The sequence below is a fragment of the Anaeromonas frigoriresistens genome (assembly GCF_016820655.1).
In the GTDB taxonomy this organism is placed as follows: Bacteria; Bacillota; Clostridia; order Tissierellales; family SIT17; genus Anaeromonas; species Anaeromonas frigoriresistens.
Genome location: NZ_WSFT01000024.1, coordinates 19263 through 43178, shown reverse-complemented (window position 1 = coordinate 43178; position 23916 = coordinate 19263). Strand labels below are relative to the sequence as shown.

Below are 23916 nucleotides of genomic sequence, written 5' to 3'. Positions count from 1 at the left end.
ATATACAAAGGATCCTATTAGAAGGTGGGGTGATATTTATGTTTAGACATGTGGTAAAGGAAGTAAAAGTTAGAGAGCACTTGCCCTTATGGCAAACGAGTATAATAATAATGTTTGCTATTATATTTATAAACTACCTTATAACAAAAAGTAATATGTTAACTCCTAAGTATGGGAATATAGCTAGTATCCTTATATTATTAGGATCATTGGCAGTCTTTGCATTCTCTGGATATAGATATCTCTCTAGCTTTATTTATATATTAGATGAGGACGAGTTAGTATTTATAAGAGGAATTACAGACAATAATAATCCTAAGCTTATAGTTACTTCAGAAGAACTTCAGTGGATTAAACCCTATGAAGATGTAGTAAAAAGCAAAGAAATCAAACGGACATATAAGTTTTTGTTTAAAAAGGATAAAACGAAGATGTATGTAGGAGAATTCATACGAAATGGCAAAAAATATAGATTTATATTTGAGCCAGGACCAAAAATTAAAAAGGCTCTAAATTTAGAAAAGGTTTATAGTTAAAAATACGGATATATAGTCCGTATTTTTTTATTGTCCTTTTTAAGGTGGTCATGCAACATTGGTCAGGCGTTAGGAATAAAATAGTATATATAGGTCAATAATCTAAGTAAAGTAAGACTCAGTCAGAATAAAATATTTTAAGGGGTTGATCCTGTGGGGTTTATAGAATGTAATACATGTGGTAATACCAGGGAAGAGGGCTTAGGATTATTTAAATCTTATATATGCAAAGAATGTCTAGATAAAATAGCGGTAACAGATATGAAGGATACTGTATATTATGAGTACTATAAATCAGTAATAAAAGGAATGTGGATTGATTACATAGCACAAATGGAATCATAGAATTACATACTTAATAAAACTCAGAGGAATATTTCACCTCTGAGTTTTTCTGTTCTTAAAACTTTAATAATGATATAATCTAATATGTATATTTCAACGAGGAGGAAACAAATGAAAACTCCAATTATAGAAGGACTAATAAAATACAATAATGAAAAAAATATAAGATTTCATATGCCAGGACATAAAGGACGATCAATATTTAAGTTGGGTAATTTAATTCCTGAGATAGATGTGACTGAGGTAGAAGGTACAGACAACCTTCATAATCCCAGGGATATTATAAAGATAGCTCAAGACAGAGCTTCAAATATATATGGAGTAAAATCCACATTGTTTTCTATAAATGGTACAACAGCGGGGATATATGCTGGGATTACAGCTGTGACAGAGCCTGGGGATGAGATACTTGTTCAACGAAATTGTCATAAATCTGTATACAATGCAATGATACTAGGACGACTCAAAGGTCATTATATATATCCGAAATATGATAAAGCAAATAATATCTTAACCTATATAGATCCTAAAGAAATAGATAATATATTATCTTATAATAAGAAGATAAAAGTAGTAGTGATAACCTATCCCTCATACTTTGGTATATGTAGTGATATAGAGACTATATCTAAAGTGGTACATAAGCATAATAAAATATTGATAGTAGACGAAGCCCATGGAAGTCACTTAATGTTTAATGATAAGCTTCCAATATCAGCGGAAGGGGCTGGGGGAGATATAGTTATTCAAAGTACCCATAAGACTCTACCGGCCTATACTCAAAGTTCTATGGTCCATATTAACTCTGAAAAGATAAATTTAGATAGAATAAAGAAAACAATGACAATGTATCAATCTACGAGCCCTTCCTATATCTTAATGAGCTCGATAGATGTGGCTATGGGTTATATGGAAAGTGAAGGTAGGGATAGACTTAAAGAAGTATTGAAGTATATAGATGAATTTAATCAAAAGGCATCAAAGTTAAAGGGCATAAGTATATTCAAAGGGGAAGGAAATTATAACTTCGATAAGACAAAAATACTGATAAGAGCTACAGCAATAGGCTTAACTGGAAATAATCTAGAAAGTATATTGAGAAGAGAATATAACATTCAGTTGGAAATGGCGGATCTATATTATGGTTTAGCTATGGTTTCTGTTCTCAATGAAAAAGATGACCTGGATAGATTATATCTAGCCTTAGAAGATATATCAGAAAAATATAGAGATAATATTAAAAATAAATCAATAAAAAATATTAAATATATTTATCCCATAGAGGAAATGCCAATATATGAAGCCTTTAATAAAGACGGGAGAATAGTAAATTTACAGGAAGCTAAAGGACATGTTTCATCGGATTATATAATACCCTATCCACCTGGGGTTCCAATATTAGCTCCAGGAGAAAAGGTTACTCAAGATATAATAGAATATATTAAGGAAATAAAAGAGACTAATATAGAAATATTGGGATTGAAAGATGGAAAAATTAGCATTATATAATATACAGAAATGAGGATGATAAGAATGAAAGGATTATTTATAACGATAGAAGGACCGGATGGGGCAGGCAAATCTACACAAATAGAGCAATTGAAAGAACATTTTAAGAATCAAGGAAAAGATATAGTCATCACTAGAGAGCCTGGGGGTACAGAAATAAGTGAAAAGATAAGGGATATTATCTTAGATAATGCAAACACAGCTATGGCAGATACGACAGAAGCCTTGTTATATGCAGCATCAAGAGCCCAACACGTTCATCAGAAAATTATACCAGCCTTAAAGAAAGGTAAAGTAGTAATATGTGATAGATTTGTTCACTCTAGTCTAGTATATCAAGGAATAGGTAGAGGACTGGGAGTAGAAGAAGTTAAAGCTATAAATAATTTTGCTATAGAAGGAATAAAACCAGATGTTACATTATTCTTTGATATTTCTCCCGAAACTGCTCTTAAAAGAAAGACAAAGAATAATGAGGGAGATAGACTAGAGAATGAAAAGGTAGATTTTCATAAGAGAGTATATGAAGGATATAAAAGGTTGATAGAGAAATACCCAGAAGAATTTACTATAATAGATGCAAATGGTACTATAGAAGAAATTCACAAGGAAGTTATAAAAGCTATAGGATAGATTAGACAGGTCAAATAGACCTGTTTATTTTTATTCTCAGCATGGAATATTTAGGAATAAAACACTAAAATAGTATTAACTATACTTGTTAAAAAGATGATAAAGGGAAGTTATTCTTAAAAGAAAGGTGAAGAGGATATGTATATTGTTCTATTATTACTTTTGTTAGTAGCTATTTTAATTATTCAATACTCATATATAATATTTCAGAATAGAAGATTTGGTAAGGCTTTACTTAAGATAGAACAAAGTTATGAAAATAGCAAGATATTCATGTTTTTCATATCCTTTCTACCATCCTATTTATGTACTTAGGTTTTAGAGTTGATCAACCCTCCTATTTTGCTTTAGCATTTAATTCTATAATATTTTTGATTTATTACCTATATGCTAGCAGACTAGGTATAAGGATAAAAGATGAAGGCATAGTTTCTCTTCAAAGAAATATGAAATGGTAAGATATAGAGAGTTACTCTTATCTGAATAATATATTAAATGTAAAAACTAATAAGAGACTGCCTTTTTTAAGAAAATCTATTGAGATTGAAGTTACCGATGAAGAGTATAAAGAATTGGAAAAATTAATTGAAATTAAAAGTGGCTTTATTTTTGAAGAAGAAAGTAGATAAAAAATTATTGATAATTTTCAGAAAATATGAAATAATATATTAAGACTAATGAAAGGTAAGGTGAAGCAATGTTCAATTAATCCTATTTATGAGACAGACTAAATTAATACACTTTTTAGTGTATAGAAATTTGACTGTATTTCTAGGTGGGATTAGTGCGTGCATATGGCTATCATCTTTTTTGTTGCCCAAAATTAGATGAAAAGGTCTTATTTTACTATGCGTATATCCTCTCTAGAAATCAAAGGGAGGTTTTTTTATGATTATTTTAGAAGGAAAAAATATAAAGAAATATTATGGAGAAAGAAAAATACTAGATATAAAAAATATCAGAATATATGAAGGAGATAGAATAGGAGTAGTAGGAGTAAATGGATCAGGGAAAACTACTCTGATGAATATTTTATCTATGAGGGACTTACCTGATGAAGGAGATATAGATATAAAGGGGAAGATCAGTTATATTACTCAATTAGGAACTCCAGAGAATAAGGAAATGGACTACAAACTAAAGGGAGAGTTTAAAGTAGACTATGATAATAGAGATACCTTAAGTGGAGGAGAGAAAACTAGATTTAAACTAGCTGAAGGACTAAGTACTAATCCTAATCTATTATTATTAGATGAACCAACTTCTAATCTAGATATTGATGGTATAAATGTATTAACAGAAAAGCTTCAAGAGTTCCAGGGTGCAATTCTTATAATATCCCATGATAGAAACTTACTTGATAATATCGTAGATAAAATAATAGAAGTAGAAGATGGAGAAATAAAGGAGTATTCTGGGAATTACTCAGATTATAAAGAACATAAGGAAGCTATGAGAGTAAGACAAGAGTTTGAGTATGAAAAATATGTTAAGGAGAAAGGACGCTTAACTCAGATTATCCAAGAAAGACAAGGTCATGCTAAAACCATGAAGAAAACACCTACTAGGATGGGAAACTCTGAGGCAAGACTTCATAGGGCTAATACCAGGCAAATACAAGGGAAAATTCATAATACAATAAATGCAATAGAAACTAGGATAGAGAAATTAGATAAGAAGGAAAAGCCTAAGGAAATAGAAAGGGTAAAAATAGATATGCCCTCAGTAACAAATCTTAGAAATAGACTATTGATTGATGGTAATAAAATATCTAAATCCTTTGGGGATAAGATTTTATTTAAAAACTCAGAACTAAAGATATTTAATGGAGATAAGGCTGCATTACTAGGAAACAATGGTACTGGGAAAACCACTTTAATAAATATGATATTAGAGGGAGACGAAAAGTTAAAGATATGTAAAAATCTTAAGGTAGGTTATTTTTCTCAAAAGTTAGATATATTAGAGGGTGATAAAACTATTCTAGAAAATGTAATGAAGAATAGTATTCAAAATGAGACCACTGCGAGAACTCTTTTATCTAGATTATTATTTAAAAGAGAAGATATAAAGAAAAATATAGAGGTTTTAAGTGGGGGAGAAAGAGTAAAAGTAGCCTTTGCAAAGATATTTTTATCAGATATAAATTTTATCATATTAGATGAACCCACTAACTATCTAGATATACCTTCAATAGAAGCATTGGAAGAAGTATTGTTAGAGTATGAAGGAAGTCTGTTATTAGTAACCCATGATAAGACTTTTATTGATAGAGTAGCAAATAAGATAATAACCATAGAAGATAAAAAAATAAGGATATTTAATGGATGGTATAGTGAATATATAGAAAGACAAGAAAATAAAATTAATTTTGGGCAAGAAGAGGATGAAAAAAAACTTTTAGTATTACAGAATAGAATGTCTGAAGTGATGGGGAAATTATCCTTGATGCCCTCAGATGAAGAAAAGATAATACTAGATAAGGAATTCAACCAATTAGTAAAAGAAATAAATAGTCTTAAGATAAAGCTAGGATAGGGGTTCAGACTCCTATCCTAGCTTTATCTATATAAATAATTTTTGAAGTACTGTCTATTTCATTAATTGGGAGGACTTTAGTCATGAACATAATATTTGATTTTATATACATACCTAATCCTATCAAAAATAGTAGAATTATAACTATGAATGTATTTTTAAATCTATATTTACCTGCCACTAAATTACCCTCCTTCCACCAGGTTCTCTCTAGTAACCATTATATCATTGCCCAGTTTAGTGTCAAATAATCCAGTTTATTACAAGGTTAAACTATAAAAAATAACTATGTCTATAGGTTGGTTAGCGAATAAACTTAACTTTCTGTGGTATAATTATAACAAGATATTAATAAATTGAAACAAAGAGATATTAAAAGGAGGGACTTTTATGAAATTAGTATTTGCTATAGTACAGGATGAAGATGCCCATAAATTGGTAGACAAGCTTATGAAAAATGAGTTTGGTGTAACAAAATTAGCATCTACTGGAGGGTTTTTAAGAGCGGGAAATACTACACTGATTATTGGAGTAGAAAAGGAAAGAGTAGATGAGGTTATTGGTTTGATAGGAGAAGTTGCAAAAACTAGGACGCAAGTGGCTACAACACCGCCACCAACTACTTGGTCTCAAGGTGTATACATGCCTTATCCAGTAGAGGTAGAAGTAGGGGGAGCAACTATATTTGTAGTAGATGTAGATAGATTTGAAAAGGTATAATTAAAACAACTATTATGATATAATATTTAAGAAATAAATTGGGAGATATATAGATATCTCCCAATTTTCTGTAGAGATGGAGGTTAACTATGGATTTTTCAGATATAATAGGACAAGATAAAATAATAAATAGTTTAAAAAATACAATAAAAAATAAATCCATAGGCCATGGATATATATTTGAAGGACCAAATGGTATAGGTAAGAGTATGATGGCTTCAGCCTTTGCAAAGGCTATTTTGTGCAAAGAAAGAGAAATAGAACCTTGTAATACTTGTAGCTCTTGTATTAAATTTGAGTCTCATAATCATCCTGATTTTCATATTGAAACCCCTGATGGAAAATCCTTTAAGAAGGAACAGATAGAAAATATACAGAGGGAGATAAGAATACTACCCTATGAAGGAAATAAAAAGATTTTTATTATAAAAGACTCAGATAAAATGACTACTGAGGCTCAAAATAGTTTTCTTAAAACTTTAGAAGAACCTCCTGAAGATACTATTATAATAATGACTGTAGAAAATACTAGGAGTTTATTACCAACTATTGTCTCTAGGAGTCAACGTCTAAAATTCGCTCCTGTGAAGGAAAATGCCATTGAGATTTATTTAAATAATAAATATAATATAGATAGAGAAAAATCCCATGTAATTGCAGCTTTTGCTGGTGGAAATATGGGGAGAGCTATAGAAATGTGTGAGTCAGATGAATTTAATGAAATTAGAGAAGGATTAATGAACGTTATAGATAATAATATAAGTAAAGACTTATTTAAATCCTTTACTACTAGCAAGTTTTTTGAGGACAATAAGGATCAAATAGACGAAATATTAGATATGATGTTAATATGGTTTAGAGATTTACTTATATATAAAGAGACAGATAATGATAAACTTATAATAAATAGAGACAAAAAGGAATTACTTAAGGAACAGGCATTTAAGCTTTCAATGGGGAGAATTCATGGTATAATAGACAGTATAATGGAAACCAAGGATAATATTAGAGCCAATGTCAATTTCCAGTTAAGTATAGAATTAATGCTTCTAAATTTACAGGAGGTTTAAATATATGATTAAAGTAGTTGGGGTAAGGTTTAAAAAGGCGGGAAAGATATATTATTTTGATCCCGTTGATATAGATATAAAAAAGGATGAATATGCTATTGTGGAGACCGCAAGAGGTATTGAATTTGGCCACGTTGTAGTAGGTCCAAAGGAGATAAAGGAACAGGAGATAGTAGCTCCTCTTAAAGAGGTCATAAGAATAGCAACGGAAGAAGATATTAAAAGACATGAAGAAAATAAACAAAAGGAAGAAGAAGCATTTGAAGTTTGTGGTAAAAAAATTGAAGAACATAAACTTCAAATGAAACTTATAGATGTAGAATATACTTTTGATAATAACAAAGTGATATTTTATTTCACTGCTGATGGAAGAGTAGACTTTAGAGAGTTAGTTAAAGATTTAGCTTCCATATTTAGAACTAGAATAGAGCTTAGACAGATTGGAGTAAGAGATGAAGCTAAGATGATAGGCGGTATTGGACCTTGCGGTATATCCCTATGCTGTAGTACCTTCTTAGGGGAGTTTGAGCCGGTTTCTATAAAGATGGCAAAAGAACAAAGTTTGTCATTAAATCCTACTAAGATATCTGGTCTTTGTGGGAGACTTATGTGCTGTCTTAAATATGAACATGAGACATATGAAGAAGTGCTAAAGCGTTTACCAAATGTAGGTCAGAAAGTTAGAACTCCTAGAGGAAATGGAATAATTATAAATACAAATCCTTTATTAGAAATGGTAAAAGTAAAGGTTAAAGCTGAGGATGATACTGAAGAAATAGTCCCCTTTGTACTAGATGAAATTAAATTGTTAAAAAACAAATAAAATATTTTAAATAAACTTAAAATACTTTCATAAAATAATGATAAGTGTTAAAATAAAGGGGAATACTATACTGATAATTTATTGTCAGTACCTTAAGGAGGTGAAACTAATGGCTTATTTTATAAATGATGAGTGTATCAGCTGTGGAGCTTGCGAGCCTGAGTGCCCAGTAAGTGTTATTAGTGCAGGAGATGATAAATACGTAATAGAGCAAGATGGTTGCATTGATTGTGGTGCATGTGCAAATGTTTGTCCAGTAGATGCTCCTCAACCTGAGTAATATTGTACTTAACCAAAAGACCCTAATGATGATAGGGGTCTTTTTATTTTGCAGAGAATTTGGTTATGTAATTATTTAAATTCGCTAATAATGGTATAATAGAAGTATCATCAAATAATAGGAGAGATATTATGACTGATATTTTTTTACAGGAAAATGAAAGAATAGATGATTTACAATTAAAAGGGCTAAAAATAATACAAAATCCAGAAGGGTTCTGCTTTGGAATAGATGCAGTATTATTAGCTAATTTTTGTGATGTAAAGCCTAACTCTACAATAGTAGACTTGGGTACTGGTACAGGAATAATACCATTAATACTTTATGGTAAAAATAAAATAAATAAAATATATGGAATAGAAATACAAGAACAAGTAGCTAATATGGCAAAGAGAAGTATGGAACTAAATAATTTAGATGAAAAAATAGATATATTAAATATAGATTTAAAAAATGTAGAAGAAGTAATAGAAGTAAACTCTATCGATGTAGTAGTTTCAAATCCACCTTATATGGATACAGGAACAGGAAAGGTAAATCCCAGTGATAAAAAGGCCATATCAAGGCATGAGATAATGTGTGAATTAGAAGATGTTATAGAGAAGGCTAAAAGACTTTTAAAACATAATGGACGATTTTATATGGTTCATAGACCTAATAGACTTACAGATATATTATATTATTTGAGAAAGCATAAATTAGAACCTAAAACCTTGAGATTTATCCATCCCAAGGCATCTAAATCACCTAATTTAGTGTTAATAAAAGCAATAAAGGCTGCAAAGCCCGAGCTTAAGATAGATCCACCCTTATATGTATATGATGAATTGGGTCAATATACAGATGAAATACATAATATATATGGACTAGACAAATGAGAGGAAGATAAATATGAAGGAATTAGGCAAGCTATATATATGTCCAACCCCTATAGGCAATCTTGAGGATATAACTATAAGGACTTTAAATACATTAAAAGAAGTTGATCTGATAGCTGCTGAAGATACTAGGCATACAATTAAGCTTCTTAACTATTTTGATATAAAAAAGCCTCTTACCAGTTATCATGAGCATAATAAGAATGAAAAGGGAAATATACTTATAAATAAATTGTTAGAGGGAGAAAGTATTGCAGTAGTTTCTGATGCTGGAATGCCGGGAATATCTGATCCAGGAGAAGATATTATTAAAAAGGCTATAGAACAAGATATTGAAGTAGATGTGTTGCCTGGAGCCACGGCTTCTATATTGGCCTTAATATTATCTGGACTCCCTACAGATAAATTTATTTTTGAAGGTTTTTTATCCTCTCAATCATCTGAAAGGAAGAAAAGGCTAGAGGAATTAAAGCTGGAATATAGGACAATGATTATATATGAATCTCCCCATAGGCTTAAAAATATGCTTAAAGATACATTTGAAGTCTTAGGTAATAAAAGAGTAGCTGTAGCCAGGGAATTAACTAAGAAATATCAAGAAATTTTTAGAGGAAATATAGAAGAAGCTATAGAAAAATTTAAAGAAGAAGATCCTAGAGGGGAATTTGTTATAGTTATAGAAGGGATTTCCAAAGAGAATCTAGAAAATATAGAGGAAAACCTATGGGAGGAGATGTCCCTAAAAGAGCATATATTAACTTATATGGAAAAAGGGTTCACTAAGAAGGACTCTATAAAAAAAGTATCTAAGGAAAGAGGTATACCAAAGAGAGAAGTATACAAAGAAAGTTTAGATATATAGGGGGCACTTAATATGAAATTTAATAAGGATATGAAGATTTTGGACATAATATTAATGGATAATGATGTTATAGAAGTATTAAATAGATTTGGGATGAAGTGCACCACTTGTCAAGAATCATATAATGAAACTTTGGAATGGGCTGCAAAGATAAATAATGTAGATATTATTGAATTGTTAGATGAATTAAACGAAATAAAAAAGCTATAAATAATTTCTAAGCTGAAACCTTGAGGTTTCAGCTTAGAAATTATAATAAAATATATTATGATATCTTTTTATGTATTACTTTAATTCGTCTAAGCAGTCTGGACAAATGTTTTTGCCTTTAAATTGAGAAACATCTTTAGCTTGTCCGCAGAAAATACATGCTGGAGCATATTTTTTAAGTACAATCATTTCTCCATCTACAAATATTTCTAAAGCGTCTTTTTCAGCTATGTCTAATGTTCTTCTTAGTTCGATAGGTATAACAACTCTTCCTAGTTCGTCTACCTTTCTTACGATTCCAGTTGATTTCATAAAAACCCCTCCTTCAAATTCAGTCAAAATTCGACATTTTTCTTACACTTTAAATAGTAACAGATATACCAAAAATAGTCAATAGAAAATAGTAAAAAAGTTATGGTAAAATTTACTTTTTAAATACAAACGAGGTGATTTCAATGCTTGAAGTTAATAAAGACATGAAAAATTTAGTATCAGAACTTAATGAAATTCTTAGTGAAAAATATGAAAAAGTATCAAAATTGGATAAAAAATACATTCGTCAACTGGTTCATAAAGAGGTAGGAAACATCAACAAATGTCGAAAATTGTCGAAAGGCGTCTTGGCAGAATATGCAACTGGTGGCGGCATAGTAGCTGTAGATGGTTCTAATAATAAATTTGGAGGGGCCTATCCTCACTTTGTAGAATTATACCAAGGATTAGCTAGGGGATCAAAAGAAAATGAAAATCCAATAGTAGAAGTGGACTTTTATACTCCCTTATATATAGAGAGAGAGCAGGAAATAATAGATAAATTAGATAAAGGTGATTCTAATAAAGGGAAACCAACTAAAAGTGAGGTAGATACTTTTATTAGAAATTATAAATTATCTTGTATTGAATTAAAAGCCGCTATAAGAGCAGCATTAGAATTAAATCCAAAGATTATAATGATGGATGGCTCCTTGATAAGATATAAAATAGAGTGTCAAGATAAATGGAGGGAGCTTAAATCTGTATGTGAAGAGAAGAATATAATTCTTATTGGAGTAGTAAAGGATATAAAGACAAATATAGTTGGGACTACGTTAGCAGAAAAGAAATCTTTAGAGCCCCCTATGAACTTCTTATATGACAGAGAACTTTTATATGGGATATTAGAAATGGGAGAAACTTTAATACCTGAGATACAGAACATCCCTAAATATGAGGAAGGATTAAGTTCTTTATTTATTAGGTCATCCAGATCTCCTATGATAACGGGAGTGGATATACTAAATAGTCAAAGAAGCTATCTCAAGGAAATGGCAAATTTAGTATATACATTAACTCCAGAAAATAGTAGAGGAATACCCCTGTGGATTGATATAATAGATAAAGAAGTAAGGATATCAGATAAATTAATGAGAGGATTATTAGATAGATATTTAGATAGAGATATTTTGGAAAAATTATTCGTCTCAGAGAGAAGTAAACGAACCCTTTAAGGAGTGATAAAATGAAGGTTGTAGGTTTGACAACGCAACAAGAAGTCTTTGTAGGGTCAAAGGATAGACCCTTTAGAATAAACGAATTTCTTATAATTCAAGATAATAAACAGGGAGAGTTAATGGGAGAAGTAGTAGAAACTAGTTCCTACAATAGATATATTCCATTAAATATCAATGATGGAATGATAGATTCCTCAGTGATAGAATCTTTAAATGCTATAGGATACAATATAGATGATGAGACTATTCATATAGGAAAGATTAGACTACTTAATGAAGCACAGTATCCTGCAGAAACTGCTTCTGATGTAAGAAGTCCAAAATTTTATGAAGTAAAAGATATTATGGTTAAGACTAGGCCTGATGATGGACTAGTTATGGGAATTATAAAAAGTACTGATGAAATGGTACATGATATGGATGAGGATTTGATAGATATATCTCCTATATTTGATGATGGTGGTATAAGAAAACAAAATGAAATACCATTTATATTTGATATTAAAAGTATGCATCAATACCCTCATATAGGGATATTTGGAGGTTCAGGATCTGGAAAGTCCTTTGGTATGAGGGTATTGCTAGAAGAAGTAATGAAACTTAAAGTTCCCGCAGTAGTACTAGATCCTCATTATGAAATGGATTTTTCCACTATAGCTGAGTATCTTTCCCCTGATGAGAGAGTAGATTTTTCTGGTAGATTTAGATGTCTTCAAATAGGACATGATGTGGGGGTTAAGTTTAAGGATTTAAACACATCGGATTTGAAAAATTTATTGGATGCTTCAGGCAAGCTTTCTGATGCTATGAGTAATGCAGTAGATGTATTACACAAGAGAAGTGATTCTTATCAAAGTTTTCATGATAGATTAAAAATGCTCTCTGAGGCTCAAGATTTAGGATCCATCCAAAAACTAGATAAACAAATCACATCTGCAGATAGTAATCAAGAAAGAGAAAGATGGCTTATGTGTAAAGAATTATTCGAGAATTTCGATAAAACCTGTCCATCTAGTTCAGTGAAGGGAATAATATGGAGATTAACTAGACTATATAATGATGGGGTATTTAGTAATGATATAAATGCCATATATGAGGGATTAAATATGGGTAAATTAATGGTTATTCAGGGAAATGTAAGATTACTTCAAGTATTTTCAACCTATTTATTAAATAATATATATCATAAAAGAAGAAACTATAAAGATGCTCAATATAAAAATACTATAGCAGACTATTTTCCACCCTTTATAATATCTACAGACGAAGCTCATAACTTCGCTCCAAAGGGTTATGACTCTCCATCCAAATCAATACTTAAAGAAATATCTCAAGAGGGTAGAAAGTATGGAGTATTTTTACTCTTAGCTACCCAAAGACCTACTTTGCTAGATGAGACCATAACAGCCCAGCTAAATACTAAATTAGTATTTAGAACAGTAAGAAGCTCTGATATTCAAACTATTAAAGAAGAAACTGATCTTACTGGGGAAGAGGCAAAAAGGTTACCTTATCTAAAATCTGGAGATGCATTTATATCTTCAGCTATAATGGGAAGAACTTTTGCTATAAGGGTAAGAGCTGCCAAAACTACCAGTCCTCATACTCTTAATCCCTTTGACGAACTTAAAGAGAGAAGACAGGAAGATACTGGCAAAATGGTAGAGCTAATTAAGGATAAACTACCTATAACAGAGATGAATATATATGACATAGTAAAGGAAATAGAAGAAGATTCAGACCATGAAACAATCTTTGATGTAGATGGGTTAAGATCTCACTTAGATAATTTAGTAAATGAAGAAATAATAACTAAAAGAAAAACTGCATTTACTACTTCTTATGAAGAAATTAAGGATAAATAAATATATTAAATATACGATTAATAAAATACGATGATAATTATTATAATATAGTAGTACAAATATAATTACTGGGTATATATCATTTAAGGAGTGATGATATGGACACTATTTTCTCCCTATTAAAGGACATAAGTATAGAGGAAAATATAAAAATATACGTAACTGGAAAATATCTTAGAGATTTTTTACTAGGTAAAAAGACTAAGGATATGGAACTACTAGTTTCTGATAAAACACCTATTGTAGCTAAAGATTTTTCGGAAAAAATAGATATGAAGCTTATAGAAGGAAGTAGACCTTCCCACTATAAGGTATTAGATATTGACAGAGATTTAAGAATTGACTTCCATCCAGTTGAAGAAGGGGACATCAATAAAACTCTTCAAAGAAAGGGAATTACAATAGATAGTATGGCTGTTGATATATGTCATTTCGAAGATGATTTAAAAAATAATATAATAGATCCCACTGGAGGATTAGTAGATATTGAGAATAATATAATAAAAATATGGGATGAGGAAGTTTTAATGGATAATCCTATATTAGGTATTAAGGCAGTGGGATTAATGTCAGAACTAGGCTTTGAGATGGATAAAGATACTATTACTACAGTAAAGAGAAATAAAGGGTTGATACCTAATATAGAAGGTAAAGAATTAAGAGATGAATTCTTTAAAATATTAAGAAGAAGAAAGACTTACTATTATTTTAGTTTTATGGATAAAGAACTAGGTATTTTAGAAGAAATATTCCCTGAAATAGAATCTATGAAGGATGTAGGAGAGTGCAAATATCATGTGGTAGATGCTTTTACTCATTCTTTATATGTACTTAAGCTTACTGAGAATATTATATATTATGATAGATATTTTGAAGACCATATAAGAAAGACCTATGAAAATCATGCCGGTGAAAAGATGGAGGGAGATCGTACTAGGATAGAACTTATAAAACTAGGAGCATTTTTCCATGATGTAGGTAAACCTTCAGCGAGAAAAGTTGATAGTGCAGGAAGAGTTAGGTTTAAAGGTCATGAAATCACTGGTGCTGAAATAATAAAAGAAATATCAGAAAGGTTTGATTTAAGCATTAAAGAAAGGGATATATTATATAGGATTGTGGCAAAACACATGCTTCCATTAGTATCCTATAAATCCAATGATGTAAGTTCTAAGTTTTTATATAAGATGTTTAAAGAATGTGGTAACGAAACATTAGATATTTTACTTATAGCTTTATCAGATATAGTAGGCACTAGAAAATTATTATATCCAGATGAAGAAATGGGTAAATTTAAAATTCATATTGAATTTATGGCAAACAACTATATAACAAGGTATAAAGAGACGGAGGATATATCTGATGTTATAAAAGGGTCCGATATAATAAAAGAATTTGATTTACCCGAAGAAATACTAGCATCAAAATTAATAGAAGAAGTAAAAAAAGCCATATATATGGGTAAGATAGGAATGAATAGAAATTCGGTGATGAAATATTTAAAAGATATTTTATAACTAAATATTTTAATCTGGTAGGGAAGCAGAACCCTCCAGTTTAAATAGCTGAGGGATATTGATCATGTCCCTCAGCATTTTAATTTAAGAAAAAAATATTGTATTAACAAGCATATTGCCAATTAGTAAATAATATTATATAATACCATTAGAATATTCAGAAAATTAATATATCACTTATTTATTTAGATAGCTACTAAACATAGTTATCATCGTAGATAAGGACCTTTAGATAAATCTTATTTTATCAGGGGTCCTTTTTTGCATTTTTTTCTGAATGTTACTAAAATATTATGGGGGGATATCTATGATTCAATCAGGATTTATGTATTTATCATTCTTAATTTTTTTTGCTGGACTTATTGTTTTAGCAGAGAAAAAAGCAAAAGGAAAATTCTTCAAATATGTTCCTGCGGTAGTTTTAATTTACTTTACAGCTATGCTATTATCAACTTTAGGGTTATGGGAAAAGACAGATGATGTGAATATGTATTATAGTACAGTAAAAGGCAATTTACTTCCAGCAATGATTTTTTTAATGTTATTAAGATGTGACTTGAGAAAGATATTAAAATTAGGACCTAAAATGTTATTAACATTTTTTGCAGCGGCATTGAGTATAGCAGTAGGCTTCATAGTTACATATGCTATATTCCAAGGGTTCTATGAAGCGGAGACATGGAAAGCATTTGCTGCATTAGCAGGAAGCTGGATGGGTGGTACAGGAAATATGGTAGCTGTACAACAAGCATTAGGTGTTTCAGATGCTAAACTAGGATATACATTACTTATAGACTCTATAGATTATTCTATATGGGTCATGATACTATTAGCATTAGTTCCTTTTGCTAATAAATTTGCTAAATGGACAAAGGCAGATACTAGTGTCATAGATGAAGTGGGAGCTCAATTAGCTGCAGCTCAAGATAATCAAAGAAAAGTTATAGACTTTTCAGATTTGATCGTATTACTTGGTACTAGTCTTTTTGTAGCAGCAGCAGCTATGTTAATTGGTGGTAAATTACCTACTAATGACTTCTTCTCTGGGACTACATGGACAGTTCTTATAGTTACAGTCTTAGGAGTTATAGCAGCCATGACTCCTTTAGCAAAACTACCTGGATCATCACAGATTTCAAATGTTATGTTATATACAATCGTAGCCCTTATCGCATCTAGAGCTAATTTTGCTGAGCTTGGTCAAGCTCCTCTTTATATAATTTCTGGATTTGTAATCTTAGCAATACATGCAATGATATTAGTAGTAATAGCTAAGATATTTAAGCTTGATTTATTTACCTGTGGTGTAGCAAGTTTAGCTAATATAGGTGGAGTAGCTTCTGCTCCAATTCTTGCAGCTGCTTACAGTGAAGCATTAATTCCTATTGGGGTTCTTATGGCTATGATGGGTTACATAGTTGGAACCGGTGGAGGATTAATGGTAGGTAAGATTTTATCCTTATTATAAAAAAGTAAAGGTGAGTAATTATGTATGATAAAAATACTGTATATGTAGTGGGACATGGGAAAACCACTTCAGATAACGCTATAACAGAACGTTTTAAAATGTTTTTTATAGGATTTGTAATAGACTCTAAAACTGATGAAATAGTGGATTTAAGCTGCTCAGCAACAATTCCTACTACTCAAGAATTTATAGCAAATATATTTGTAGGTAAAAAAATGGATAAATATAGAGGTGAGATTGAGAAGGAGATTATCAGAAGATATTTTGGATCATCTCAAAAAGCCATAATAGTATCCTATAAGGACGCAGTTAAGAAATATAATGAAGCAAAAAATAAGCATTATTAATAGGAGGAGATAAGCTTGAAAATTACTGACATAAAATTGGGCAGGATATCAGTACCTTTAAAAACACCTTTTAAAACTGCACTGAGAACGGTAAAAAGTGTGGAAGATATTATAGTAATTATAGAAACAGATACAGGGAATATAGGGTATGGTGAGGCTCCTCCTACAGGAGTAATAACTGGGGATACTACTGGAGGAATAATAGGTGCTATAAAAGATCATATAAGACCTTCTCTTATTGGGATGGATGTTGAAAATTTTGAAGAGATAATGATAAGACTTCATTCTTCTGTAGTGAAAAATACTAGTGCTAAAGCGGCAGTAGATATAGCCTTGTATGATTTATATGGACAAATGTTTAATGCTCCAGTATATAAACTCTTAGGAGGATATAGAAAAGAAATAACTACTGATATAACTATCAGTGTAAATGATCCAGAAGAAATGGAAAGAGATAGTATTAATGCTATAAAACTAGGCTATGAAACTTTAAAAGTAAAGGTTGGAAAAGATTCTAATTTAGACATTAAAAGACTTAAAGCTATCAGAAATGCAGTAGGTAAGGATATAAATATAAGAATAGATGCTAATCAAGGATGGAAACCAAAGGAAGCAGTATATACTTTAAGAAAAATGGAGGACCTAGGCTTAGATATTGAGTTAGTTGAACAACCAGTATTAGCTCACGATATAGAAGGAATGAAGTTAGTAACAGATAATGTAAATATTCCAGTATTAGTTGACGAAAGTGTATTTTCTCCAAGAGATGCAATGACAATATTACAAAATAGAGCAGCAGATCTAATAAATTTAAAGCTAATGAAAACTGGAGGAGTATACAATGCATTAAAAATTGTATCTATGGCAGAGATATATGGAGTAGAATGCATGATAGGATGTATGCTAGAAGCAAAAGTAAGTGTTACAGCAGCAGTACATTTAGCAGCAGCTAAAAAGATAATTACAAAAATAGATCTAGATGGACCGGTACTATGCAGTGAAGATCCAGTGACAGGTGGAGCAGTATTTAATAATTCTAAAATCACTGTAAATGAGGGATCTGGATTTGGTATTAAGGATATAGAAGGAATTAAATATATATAAAAAATAAGAAGGCTTAAGCCTTCTTATTTTTTATGATAAAAAGAAAGGTCCTTCGCTATGCTCAGGATGACATTATTAAAAAGATCATAATAAATTATTGTCATTTCAGATAGAGAAAACCCAAAGAGTTGAGGGCTCTTAATATCTCCAAACAGTCACAATAGTATTGTCACTCTGAGCTTGTCGAAGAGTCTTTAATAGTTATATGGGTCTGCTAAATAAAATAATAAGATGAATCATTAAAATCATATTGTTATCCCCTAGCATATCTATACTTCTTTCTTTTCAAATAATTATATTAATATGATTTTTACTTCTTTATTTATCTGTTTTCCTTTATGGATATCTACAAAAAGTTTATTATACTCCTTATTTAAGTAATCCTCAATACTAAAGGTCTTAAAAAATTCTACTTCTTTTTCTACATTTGTTAATGGTCTAAGTCCTAAAAATTTTAGAGGATCAAAGAGTGAAAAAACCACTAAAATTAAAAATAATCCACCTAGTATTTTATTCATAATAGAACACCTTATTTAATCTTACAATAAGTGGTAGTATATTCCAAGATAAAAGTAATATTAGATGAATAGTAAATTTCTAAAAACTAATCTATATATTAAATGAAATATGAACAAACCATACATATTTTAGGACAACAATCATATATATAATACAGACAAGTTAAAGTGAAACTAGTATCACTGTATTAAAAAAAATTCTTATAAAGGTCAGTCATTAATATATTAAATATATATTAAAGGAAAAATTAAAGGAGGTGATGGAGCAAAAGAAGATCACAGACTAATCACCTATAATTTAACTTAAAATATGAGAGGGGAAGTGTAAATGATTAAAAAATTAATGTCAGTTATGTTAGTACTTACATTAGTATTTGGCATGTTCTTACCTACTATGCCAAAGGTTCAAGCACAAGGCAATGATGATGTGGAGAAACAATTAGATGTTGATCCATATTTAAAGTATCGTAATGATAATCCAGAAATGCGAGCTGAAATGGATGCAAGAATTAAAGAGTTAGCTTCCGAAGTTGATTTTAGTGAAGTAGCAGCAGAGGCAACGGTAGCAGATAACGAGGAAAACTTTACATTCAATGGTGGAACCAAACTATTCTTAGGTTATGACAATGTTGATGGAGATTACTTTAAAGAATATACCCTAAGAAGTATTGGTGAGCATGTTGAGGTATGGGTAGCCAATGAAATTTCTTTTGAAGATGATAGACCTGATCACGTAGTAACTCAAGAGCAAGTAGATTCTTTAAGAGATGAGTTTGATAATAATATTTATGAAAAAGACACAACATTTTTTGGAATGCCAGATTCTCATGATGGAACAGAAGGTGATTTAGAAGCATGGGGTTATGTTCCAGAAGACTATTATGCTCCTGAAGATGGAGTAGAAAGAGTTATCATGCTTGTTGATAACTGTAGAGATGAAGCATATTATGATCCCTCTTATCCATTCTATGTAGCAGGTTTCTATTCAGGAACTTTTGAAGATTATTTTGATAGAAACATAATCAATATAGATACAAATAGATGGGATGTAAGAATTCCTAGTAATGATATTTATGGAACAGTAGCTCATGAATTCCAACACTTAATCCATGATGATAATGATGCAGAAGAAGAATCATGGGTAAATGAAGGTATGTCAGACTTTGCTGAATATCTTTGTGGTTATGGTCATCCACAGGGGCATGTTAATTTCTTCTTAGAGCATCCTGAAAATTCATTAGTTGAGTGGGATGAACATTATACTGCTACTACAGGACCAGAAACATTAGCGGACTATGGTCAGGCATATTTATTCACATTATATTTAAATGAGAAATATGGTTCTGAGTTTGTAAGAGCATTGGCTAAGAACGAAACAGAAGGTATTTCAGGGGTAAATGAAATATTAAACCAATTTAATATTGGTGTTGATTTCACCGAGTTATTTAGAAGATTCTCTTTAGCTGTAGCTATAGATGATACAAGTTGGCAAGGTGGTATTTATGGATATGACACAATAGACCTTGATATTAATTATGAATCAGCTTTGGCTTTCGATAAAGATGGAGTACCAGCTTGGGGTGCTGATTATAAAGTATTAGATTTTAATGATAAAATTGATAATATTAAGATAGATGGAATAGAATACTTACCACTGCCTTGGGAAGTTGTTAGTGACCCATTAGGAAGTAGTGAAAGTGTTCTTTGGGGAAATAAAGGTCATTTAAGAGACAATCAAATAATCCTTGAAGCGGACCTAACAAATGTAGATGCAGCTACATTAAACTTTGATAATTATATTGATATTGAAGAAGATTGGGATGCAGGTGCTGTACAGGTTTCCGTTGATAATGGAGAAACTTGGGTAAGCTTAGCTAATGAAAATACAGTAAGCCAAGATAATTTCACTCCAAATGATCAGGCTATGTATATTTATAATAATCTTCCAGGATTTACTGGCTACTATGATGAATGGGTAAAAGAAACATTTGATTTATCAACATATGCAGGACAAAAAATACTTATTAACTTTAGATATATGACAGATGCTGCTTATAATGATAGTGGATGGTTTATAGATAATATTGAAATCCCTGAAATAGGCTACATGAATGACTGTAGCTCTTTAGAAGGATTTAAAACAATAGATGAAATTAGAAATATAAAAGTTGAATATGCTATTTCCTTCATTAATGAAAAGGAAGTTGGTAAAGGAAAATCAAAATATAAATTAATAAATATCGACCCAACAACCTTTACAGAAGACGATGCAGTTCAATTAAGACAATTATTTAAAGATGGAACTAATTCCATGGTAACCTGGTATGCAGCTCCTGAAGGTAAAAAAGGAACTGTAGACTTTAGTTATGAAATAATTGCTAAAAGTAAGAATATGAAAAATAAGCAATAATAGTTGCTAAATATAAGAGAAACATATCTAAGATATGTTTCTCTTATATTTATAGTACAAGTATCTATATAGCTATGAATATTCGAATATAAATGATTTAGTATTACAAAACTAGACCAAATAGAACAGGCTGTTTTGATAAAATTCTATGTCTATGTAAGATAAAATAAAGTAGGGAGCCAGTCCTATTTCATTACAATATATTGCAATAATGTAATAAATAAAATAATATATTACCAAGAGCAATATTCAAAATATTCAAACTAATACAAAACACAATATATTTTCATATATAAAAATTACGAGGAGGTGTAAGGGAAAGGATTAATATAAGCACCATGATAAACAGATAAATAAAATCAAGGGGGTTTATTGATGAAAAAAATTTTAAGTTTGGCAGTAGCAAGTACAATGTTACTTGGTTCATTCACCTTTGCAGCACAAGTACCAGAGTCAAAAGTAGTAGACTTTACATCCGGACCTAAATTAGAGGAATATGGTGGAGCACCAGTAGATTTAGGTATAGCTAATGATGAAAAGCTTATCGAAATGTTAAAGAAAGAAGGAAAGATAGCAAAGGATGCATCTCCTGCAGAAGCAGAAAAAGCTTTAAATGACTTCTTAAGAGATAAAGCTGAAGGGGCAAAAAAGAGAAATAAAGAAATGTATAATATAGAAAAAGAAATACCAGGATCTAAAACTATTAATAATGGTACCTTTAATGGTAATGGGCGTAAAAAAGGTCACGAGCAGAACTTAGAAGCTCTTATTAAAGAATCTTATGATGGTGAGGTAAGAACGGATAAGGTATTAGTATTACTTATAGATTATCCAGACCAAAAAGCTGGAGATATAACTGAAAGTGAAACTGATATGTATTATGAAGATTATCCACAAGAGCATTTCCAAGATATGATTTTTGGAGAAGATGGATACATTGGACCAAATGGTGAAAATTATGTATCAATGAAACAATATTATGAAAATCAATCTGGAGGCTCCTATACTATAGAAGGTGAAGTAGCAGGTTGGTATACAGCTGAGAATAACGCTGAATACTATGGTGGAAACTATCCAGGTCCAGAAGATAGTGATGCTCGTCCTCGTGATTTAGTGTATGAAGCTCTTGCTGCAGCTGGTCAAGATCCAACTGTTGATTTAAGTGAATATGATGTGTGGGATAGAGATGACTATGATAATGATGGAGTTTATAATGAACCAGATGGAATTATCGACCACTTAATGGTAATTCACGCGGGTGTTGGTGAGGAAGCTGGTGGAGGAAATCTTGGTGGAGATGCTATATGGTCTCATAGATGGAATCTAGGACAATTAGTTGCAGTTCCAGGTGGTACATCAAATAGTGATAGATTTGATGGGTTACTAGGTGCATACGATTACACTATAGAACCAGAAGATGGAGCAGTAGGGGTAATGGCTCATGAATTTGGGCACGATTTAGGCCTTCCTGATGAGTATGATACTCAATATACTGGTGCTGGAGAAGCAGTTTCCTACTGGTCAATAATGGCAAGTGGTAGTTGGGCAGGTAAAATAGGTGGAAACGAACCTACTGGATTTAGCCCATATGCTAAAGAAATGTTACAAAGCCTACATGGTGGTAATTGGTTAAGTGGTACTACTGTAAATCTTGATGATATAACATCTGAAGGAATGGAATTAGTACTAGATCAAGCTAATGACAAAGGAACTAATAATGATGCTGTCAGAATCAATCTTCCTGATAAGGAAAATTCAGTTAATACTCCAACTAGTGGAGAATATGAATACTTCTCTGGAAGTGGAAATAATTTAGATAATTCCATGACTACTACTGTAGATTTAACTAATGCTACAAATGCTATATTAAACTTCAAAGCTTGGTATGATATAGAGCAAGATTGGGACTATGCATCAGTTAAAGTAAATGGTGAATCAATTCCTGGAAATATAACTACTGATGCCAATCCATATGATCAAAATCCTGGAAATGGTATAACAGGAAGTTCTAATGGTTGGGTAGATGCAGAATTTGATTTATCTGCCTATGCTGGTCAGACAATAGAATTAGAGTTTAATTATTGGACAGATGGTTATGTTGCTCTTCCTGGATTCTACGCAGATGATATTAATGTAACAGTAGATGATACTGTAATATTAAGTGATGATGCAGAGGGAGATTCTTCATTTACATTATCTGGATTTGCTAAAGATAATGGTAAATTTAATTCAAAGCATTACTACTTAGTTGAGTGGAGAAATCATGCAGGTGTAGATGAAGGTTTAGCTAATATCAGAAGAGGAGCAACTTTAATGAGCTACGATCCTGGTATGGTTGTTTGGTATGTAGATGAAAGCTATGACAACAACTGGACAGGAGCACATCCTGGAGATGGATATCTAGGTGTAGTAGATGCAGATCAACATGCAAATTATTGGAGTGATAAGAACGTAGGATCTACTAGATATCAAATTCATGATGCTGCATTTAATGTAGATAAATCAGAAAAAATGTTCTTAGATTATCCTGGCCAATTTACTATGAAGGATAACTTTACTAAGGCTAATGCTATATTTGATGATAGTAATGACTATAGTAATCCTGGGTTAGTTGATGCAGGTAGAAATATCCCTAATTATGGATTGAAAATAAGAGTTATCGGTGGATCAGAAGATAATTCAGTAGGTAAAATATTATTATTTAAATAAAATAAACTCACATAAACAGGTATGCTTTTAAGCATACCTGTTTTGTTGTGTAACATTATTCCTATTTTCTCAATATAGTATAGC

At 31.0% G+C, this 23916-nt stretch carries 23 protein-coding genes; 20 read left to right on the top strand and 3 right to left on the bottom strand.

The genetic code is table 11. The features are described from left to right. Positions 1 to 38: 38 nt before the first annotated feature. The 5 genes from GOQ27_RS05665 to abc-f all read left to right on the top strand — a co-directional run bounded on the left by GOQ27_RS05665 (position 39) and on the right by abc-f (position 5561). The gene (locus tag GOQ27_RS05665) at positions 39 to 536 is read left to right on the top strand and encodes a hypothetical protein (protein WP_203365867.1); all 498 of its coding nucleotides are present in this window, start codon (positions 39 to 41) and stop codon (positions 534 to 536) included. 153 nt (positions 537 to 689) lie between these two features. Next, a complete protein-coding gene (locus GOQ27_RS17070) occupies positions 690 to 881 on the top strand; it encodes a sigma factor G inhibitor Gin (protein WP_203365866.1) in 192 nt (63 codons plus the stop codon). Positions 882 to 992: 111 nt separating this feature from the next. Further along, positions 993 to 2390, top strand: coding sequence for an aminotransferase class I/II-fold pyridoxal phosphate-dependent enzyme (locus tag GOQ27_RS05655; protein WP_203365865.1), 1398 nt, complete (start codon positions 993 to 995; stop codon positions 2388 to 2390). A 24-nt stretch (positions 2391 to 2414) separates the two neighbouring features. Then, positions 2415 to 3023, top strand: coding sequence for a dTMP kinase (gene tmk / locus GOQ27_RS05650; protein ID WP_203365864.1), 609 nt, complete (start codon positions 2415 to 2417; stop codon positions 3021 to 3023). Positions 3024 to 3911: 888 nt separating this feature from the next. Further along, positions 3912 to 5561, top strand: coding sequence for a ribosomal protection-like ABC-F family protein (gene abc-f, locus GOQ27_RS05645; RefSeq protein WP_203365863.1), 1650 nt, complete (start codon positions 3912 to 3914; stop codon positions 5559 to 5561). A 4-nt stretch (positions 5562 to 5565) separates the two neighbouring features. On the opposite strand, the gene GOQ27_RS05640 is transcribed toward abc-f, so the two are convergent. After that, a complete protein-coding gene (locus GOQ27_RS05640; RefSeq protein ID WP_203365862.1) occupies positions 5566 to 5742 on the bottom strand; it encodes a hypothetical protein in 177 nt (58 codons plus the stop codon). A gap of 209 nt (positions 5743 to 5951) precedes the next feature. Here GOQ27_RS05640 and GOQ27_RS05635 point away from each other — a divergent pair, with 209 nt between their 5' ends. The 7 genes from GOQ27_RS05635 (at position 5952) to GOQ27_RS05605 (ending at position 10404) form a co-directional block, all read left to right on the top strand. Further along, complete coding sequence (locus tag GOQ27_RS05635) at positions 5952 to 6281, top strand: cyclic-di-AMP receptor (RefSeq protein WP_203365861.1); 330 nt, start codon at positions 5952 to 5954, stop codon at positions 6279 to 6281. An 89-nt stretch (positions 6282 to 6370) separates the two neighbouring features. Beyond that, positions 6371 to 7351, top strand: coding sequence for a DNA polymerase III subunit delta' (gene holB, locus GOQ27_RS05630; RefSeq protein WP_203365860.1), 981 nt, complete (start codon positions 6371 to 6373; stop codon positions 7349 to 7351). 4 nt (positions 7352 to 7355) lie between these two features. Continuing rightward, positions 7356 to 8174 (top strand): PSP1 domain-containing protein, encoded by an 819-nt coding sequence (locus tag GOQ27_RS05625; protein ID WP_203365859.1) that lies wholly within the window; start codon positions 7356 to 7358, stop codon positions 8172 to 8174. 109 nt (positions 8175 to 8283) lie between these two features. Continuing rightward, on the top strand, positions 8284 to 8454 hold the full coding sequence (locus tag GOQ27_RS05620) for a DUF362 domain-containing protein (protein ID WP_203365858.1): 171 nt from the start codon (positions 8284 to 8286) through the stop codon (positions 8452 to 8454). Positions 8455 to 8585: 131 nt separating this feature from the next. Continuing rightward, the gene (locus GOQ27_RS05615; RefSeq protein ID WP_203365857.1) at positions 8586 to 9332 is read left to right on the top strand and encodes a tRNA1(Val) (adenine(37)-N6)-methyltransferase; all 747 of its coding nucleotides are present in this window, start codon (positions 8586 to 8588) and stop codon (positions 9330 to 9332) included. A gap of 13 nt (positions 9333 to 9345) precedes the next feature. Further along, positions 9346 to 10194 (top strand): 16S rRNA (cytidine(1402)-2'-O)-methyltransferase, encoded by an 849-nt coding sequence (gene rsmI / locus GOQ27_RS05610; protein ID WP_203365856.1) that lies wholly within the window; start codon positions 9346 to 9348, stop codon positions 10192 to 10194. A gap of 12 nt (positions 10195 to 10206) precedes the next feature. Next, positions 10207 to 10404, top strand: coding sequence for a DUF1858 domain-containing protein (locus GOQ27_RS05605; protein WP_203365855.1), 198 nt, complete (start codon positions 10207 to 10209; stop codon positions 10402 to 10404). A gap of 75 nt (positions 10405 to 10479) precedes the next feature. Here GOQ27_RS05605 and GOQ27_RS05600 read toward each other — a convergent pair whose 3' ends face one another. Continuing rightward, complete coding sequence (locus tag GOQ27_RS05600) at positions 10480 to 10716, bottom strand: AbrB/MazE/SpoVT family DNA-binding domain-containing protein (RefSeq protein WP_203365854.1); 237 nt, start codon at positions 10714 to 10716, stop codon at positions 10480 to 10482. Between the two features lie 143 nt (positions 10717 to 10859). Here GOQ27_RS05600 and GOQ27_RS05595 point away from each other — a divergent pair, with 143 nt between their 5' ends. From GOQ27_RS05595 to GOQ27_RS05570, 6 genes are all read left to right on the top strand, one after another. Continuing rightward, positions 10860 to 11891 (top strand): DNA double-strand break repair nuclease NurA, encoded by a 1032-nt coding sequence (locus GOQ27_RS05595; RefSeq protein WP_203365853.1) that lies wholly within the window; start codon positions 10860 to 10862, stop codon positions 11889 to 11891. Positions 11892 to 11902: 11 nt separating this feature from the next. Next, positions 11903 to 13759: an ATP-binding protein gene (locus GOQ27_RS05590; RefSeq protein ID WP_203365852.1), complete on the top strand. Its 1857-nt coding sequence runs from the start codon at positions 11903 to 11905 to the stop codon at positions 13757 to 13759. A gap of 98 nt (positions 13760 to 13857) precedes the next feature. Beyond that, positions 13858 to 15276, top strand: a complete 1419-nt coding sequence (locus GOQ27_RS05585; protein WP_203365851.1) for an HD domain-containing protein — start codon at positions 13858 to 13860, stop codon at positions 15274 to 15276. 307 nt (positions 15277 to 15583) lie between these two features. Then, entirely contained in the window at positions 15584 to 16744 is a 1161-nt protein-coding gene (locus GOQ27_RS05580) for a DUF819 family protein (protein WP_203365850.1), read from the top strand. A gap of 20 nt (positions 16745 to 16764) precedes the next feature. After that, a complete protein-coding gene (locus GOQ27_RS05575) occupies positions 16765 to 17091 on the top strand; it encodes a DUF3870 domain-containing protein (RefSeq protein ID WP_203365849.1) in 327 nt (108 codons plus the stop codon). 15 nt (positions 17092 to 17106) lie between these two features. Then, entirely contained in the window at positions 17107 to 18195 is a 1089-nt protein-coding gene (locus GOQ27_RS05570; RefSeq protein WP_203365848.1) for a dipeptide epimerase, read from the top strand. Positions 18196 to 18488: 293 nt separating this feature from the next. On the opposite strand, the gene GOQ27_RS05565 is transcribed toward GOQ27_RS05570, so the two are convergent. Further along, positions 18489 to 18713, bottom strand: coding sequence for a hypothetical protein (locus GOQ27_RS05565; RefSeq protein WP_203365847.1), 225 nt, complete (start codon positions 18711 to 18713; stop codon positions 18489 to 18491). 328 nt (positions 18714 to 19041) lie between these two features. Between GOQ27_RS05565 and GOQ27_RS05560 the strand changes: the two genes are divergently transcribed. Together GOQ27_RS05560 and GOQ27_RS05555 are read left to right on the top strand one after the other, a co-directional pair. Further along, complete coding sequence (locus tag GOQ27_RS05560; RefSeq protein WP_203365846.1) at positions 19042 to 21123, top strand: immune inhibitor A domain-containing protein; 2082 nt, start codon at positions 19042 to 19044, stop codon at positions 21121 to 21123. Positions 21124 to 21498: 375 nt separating this feature from the next. After that, positions 21499 to 23832 carry an immune inhibitor A domain-containing protein gene (locus GOQ27_RS05555; RefSeq protein WP_203365845.1) on the top strand — a complete coding sequence of 778 codons (2334 nt, stop codon included), beginning with the start codon at positions 21499 to 21501 and terminating at the stop codon, positions 23830 to 23832. The last annotated feature ends 84 nt before the right edge of the window (positions 23833 to 23916 follow it).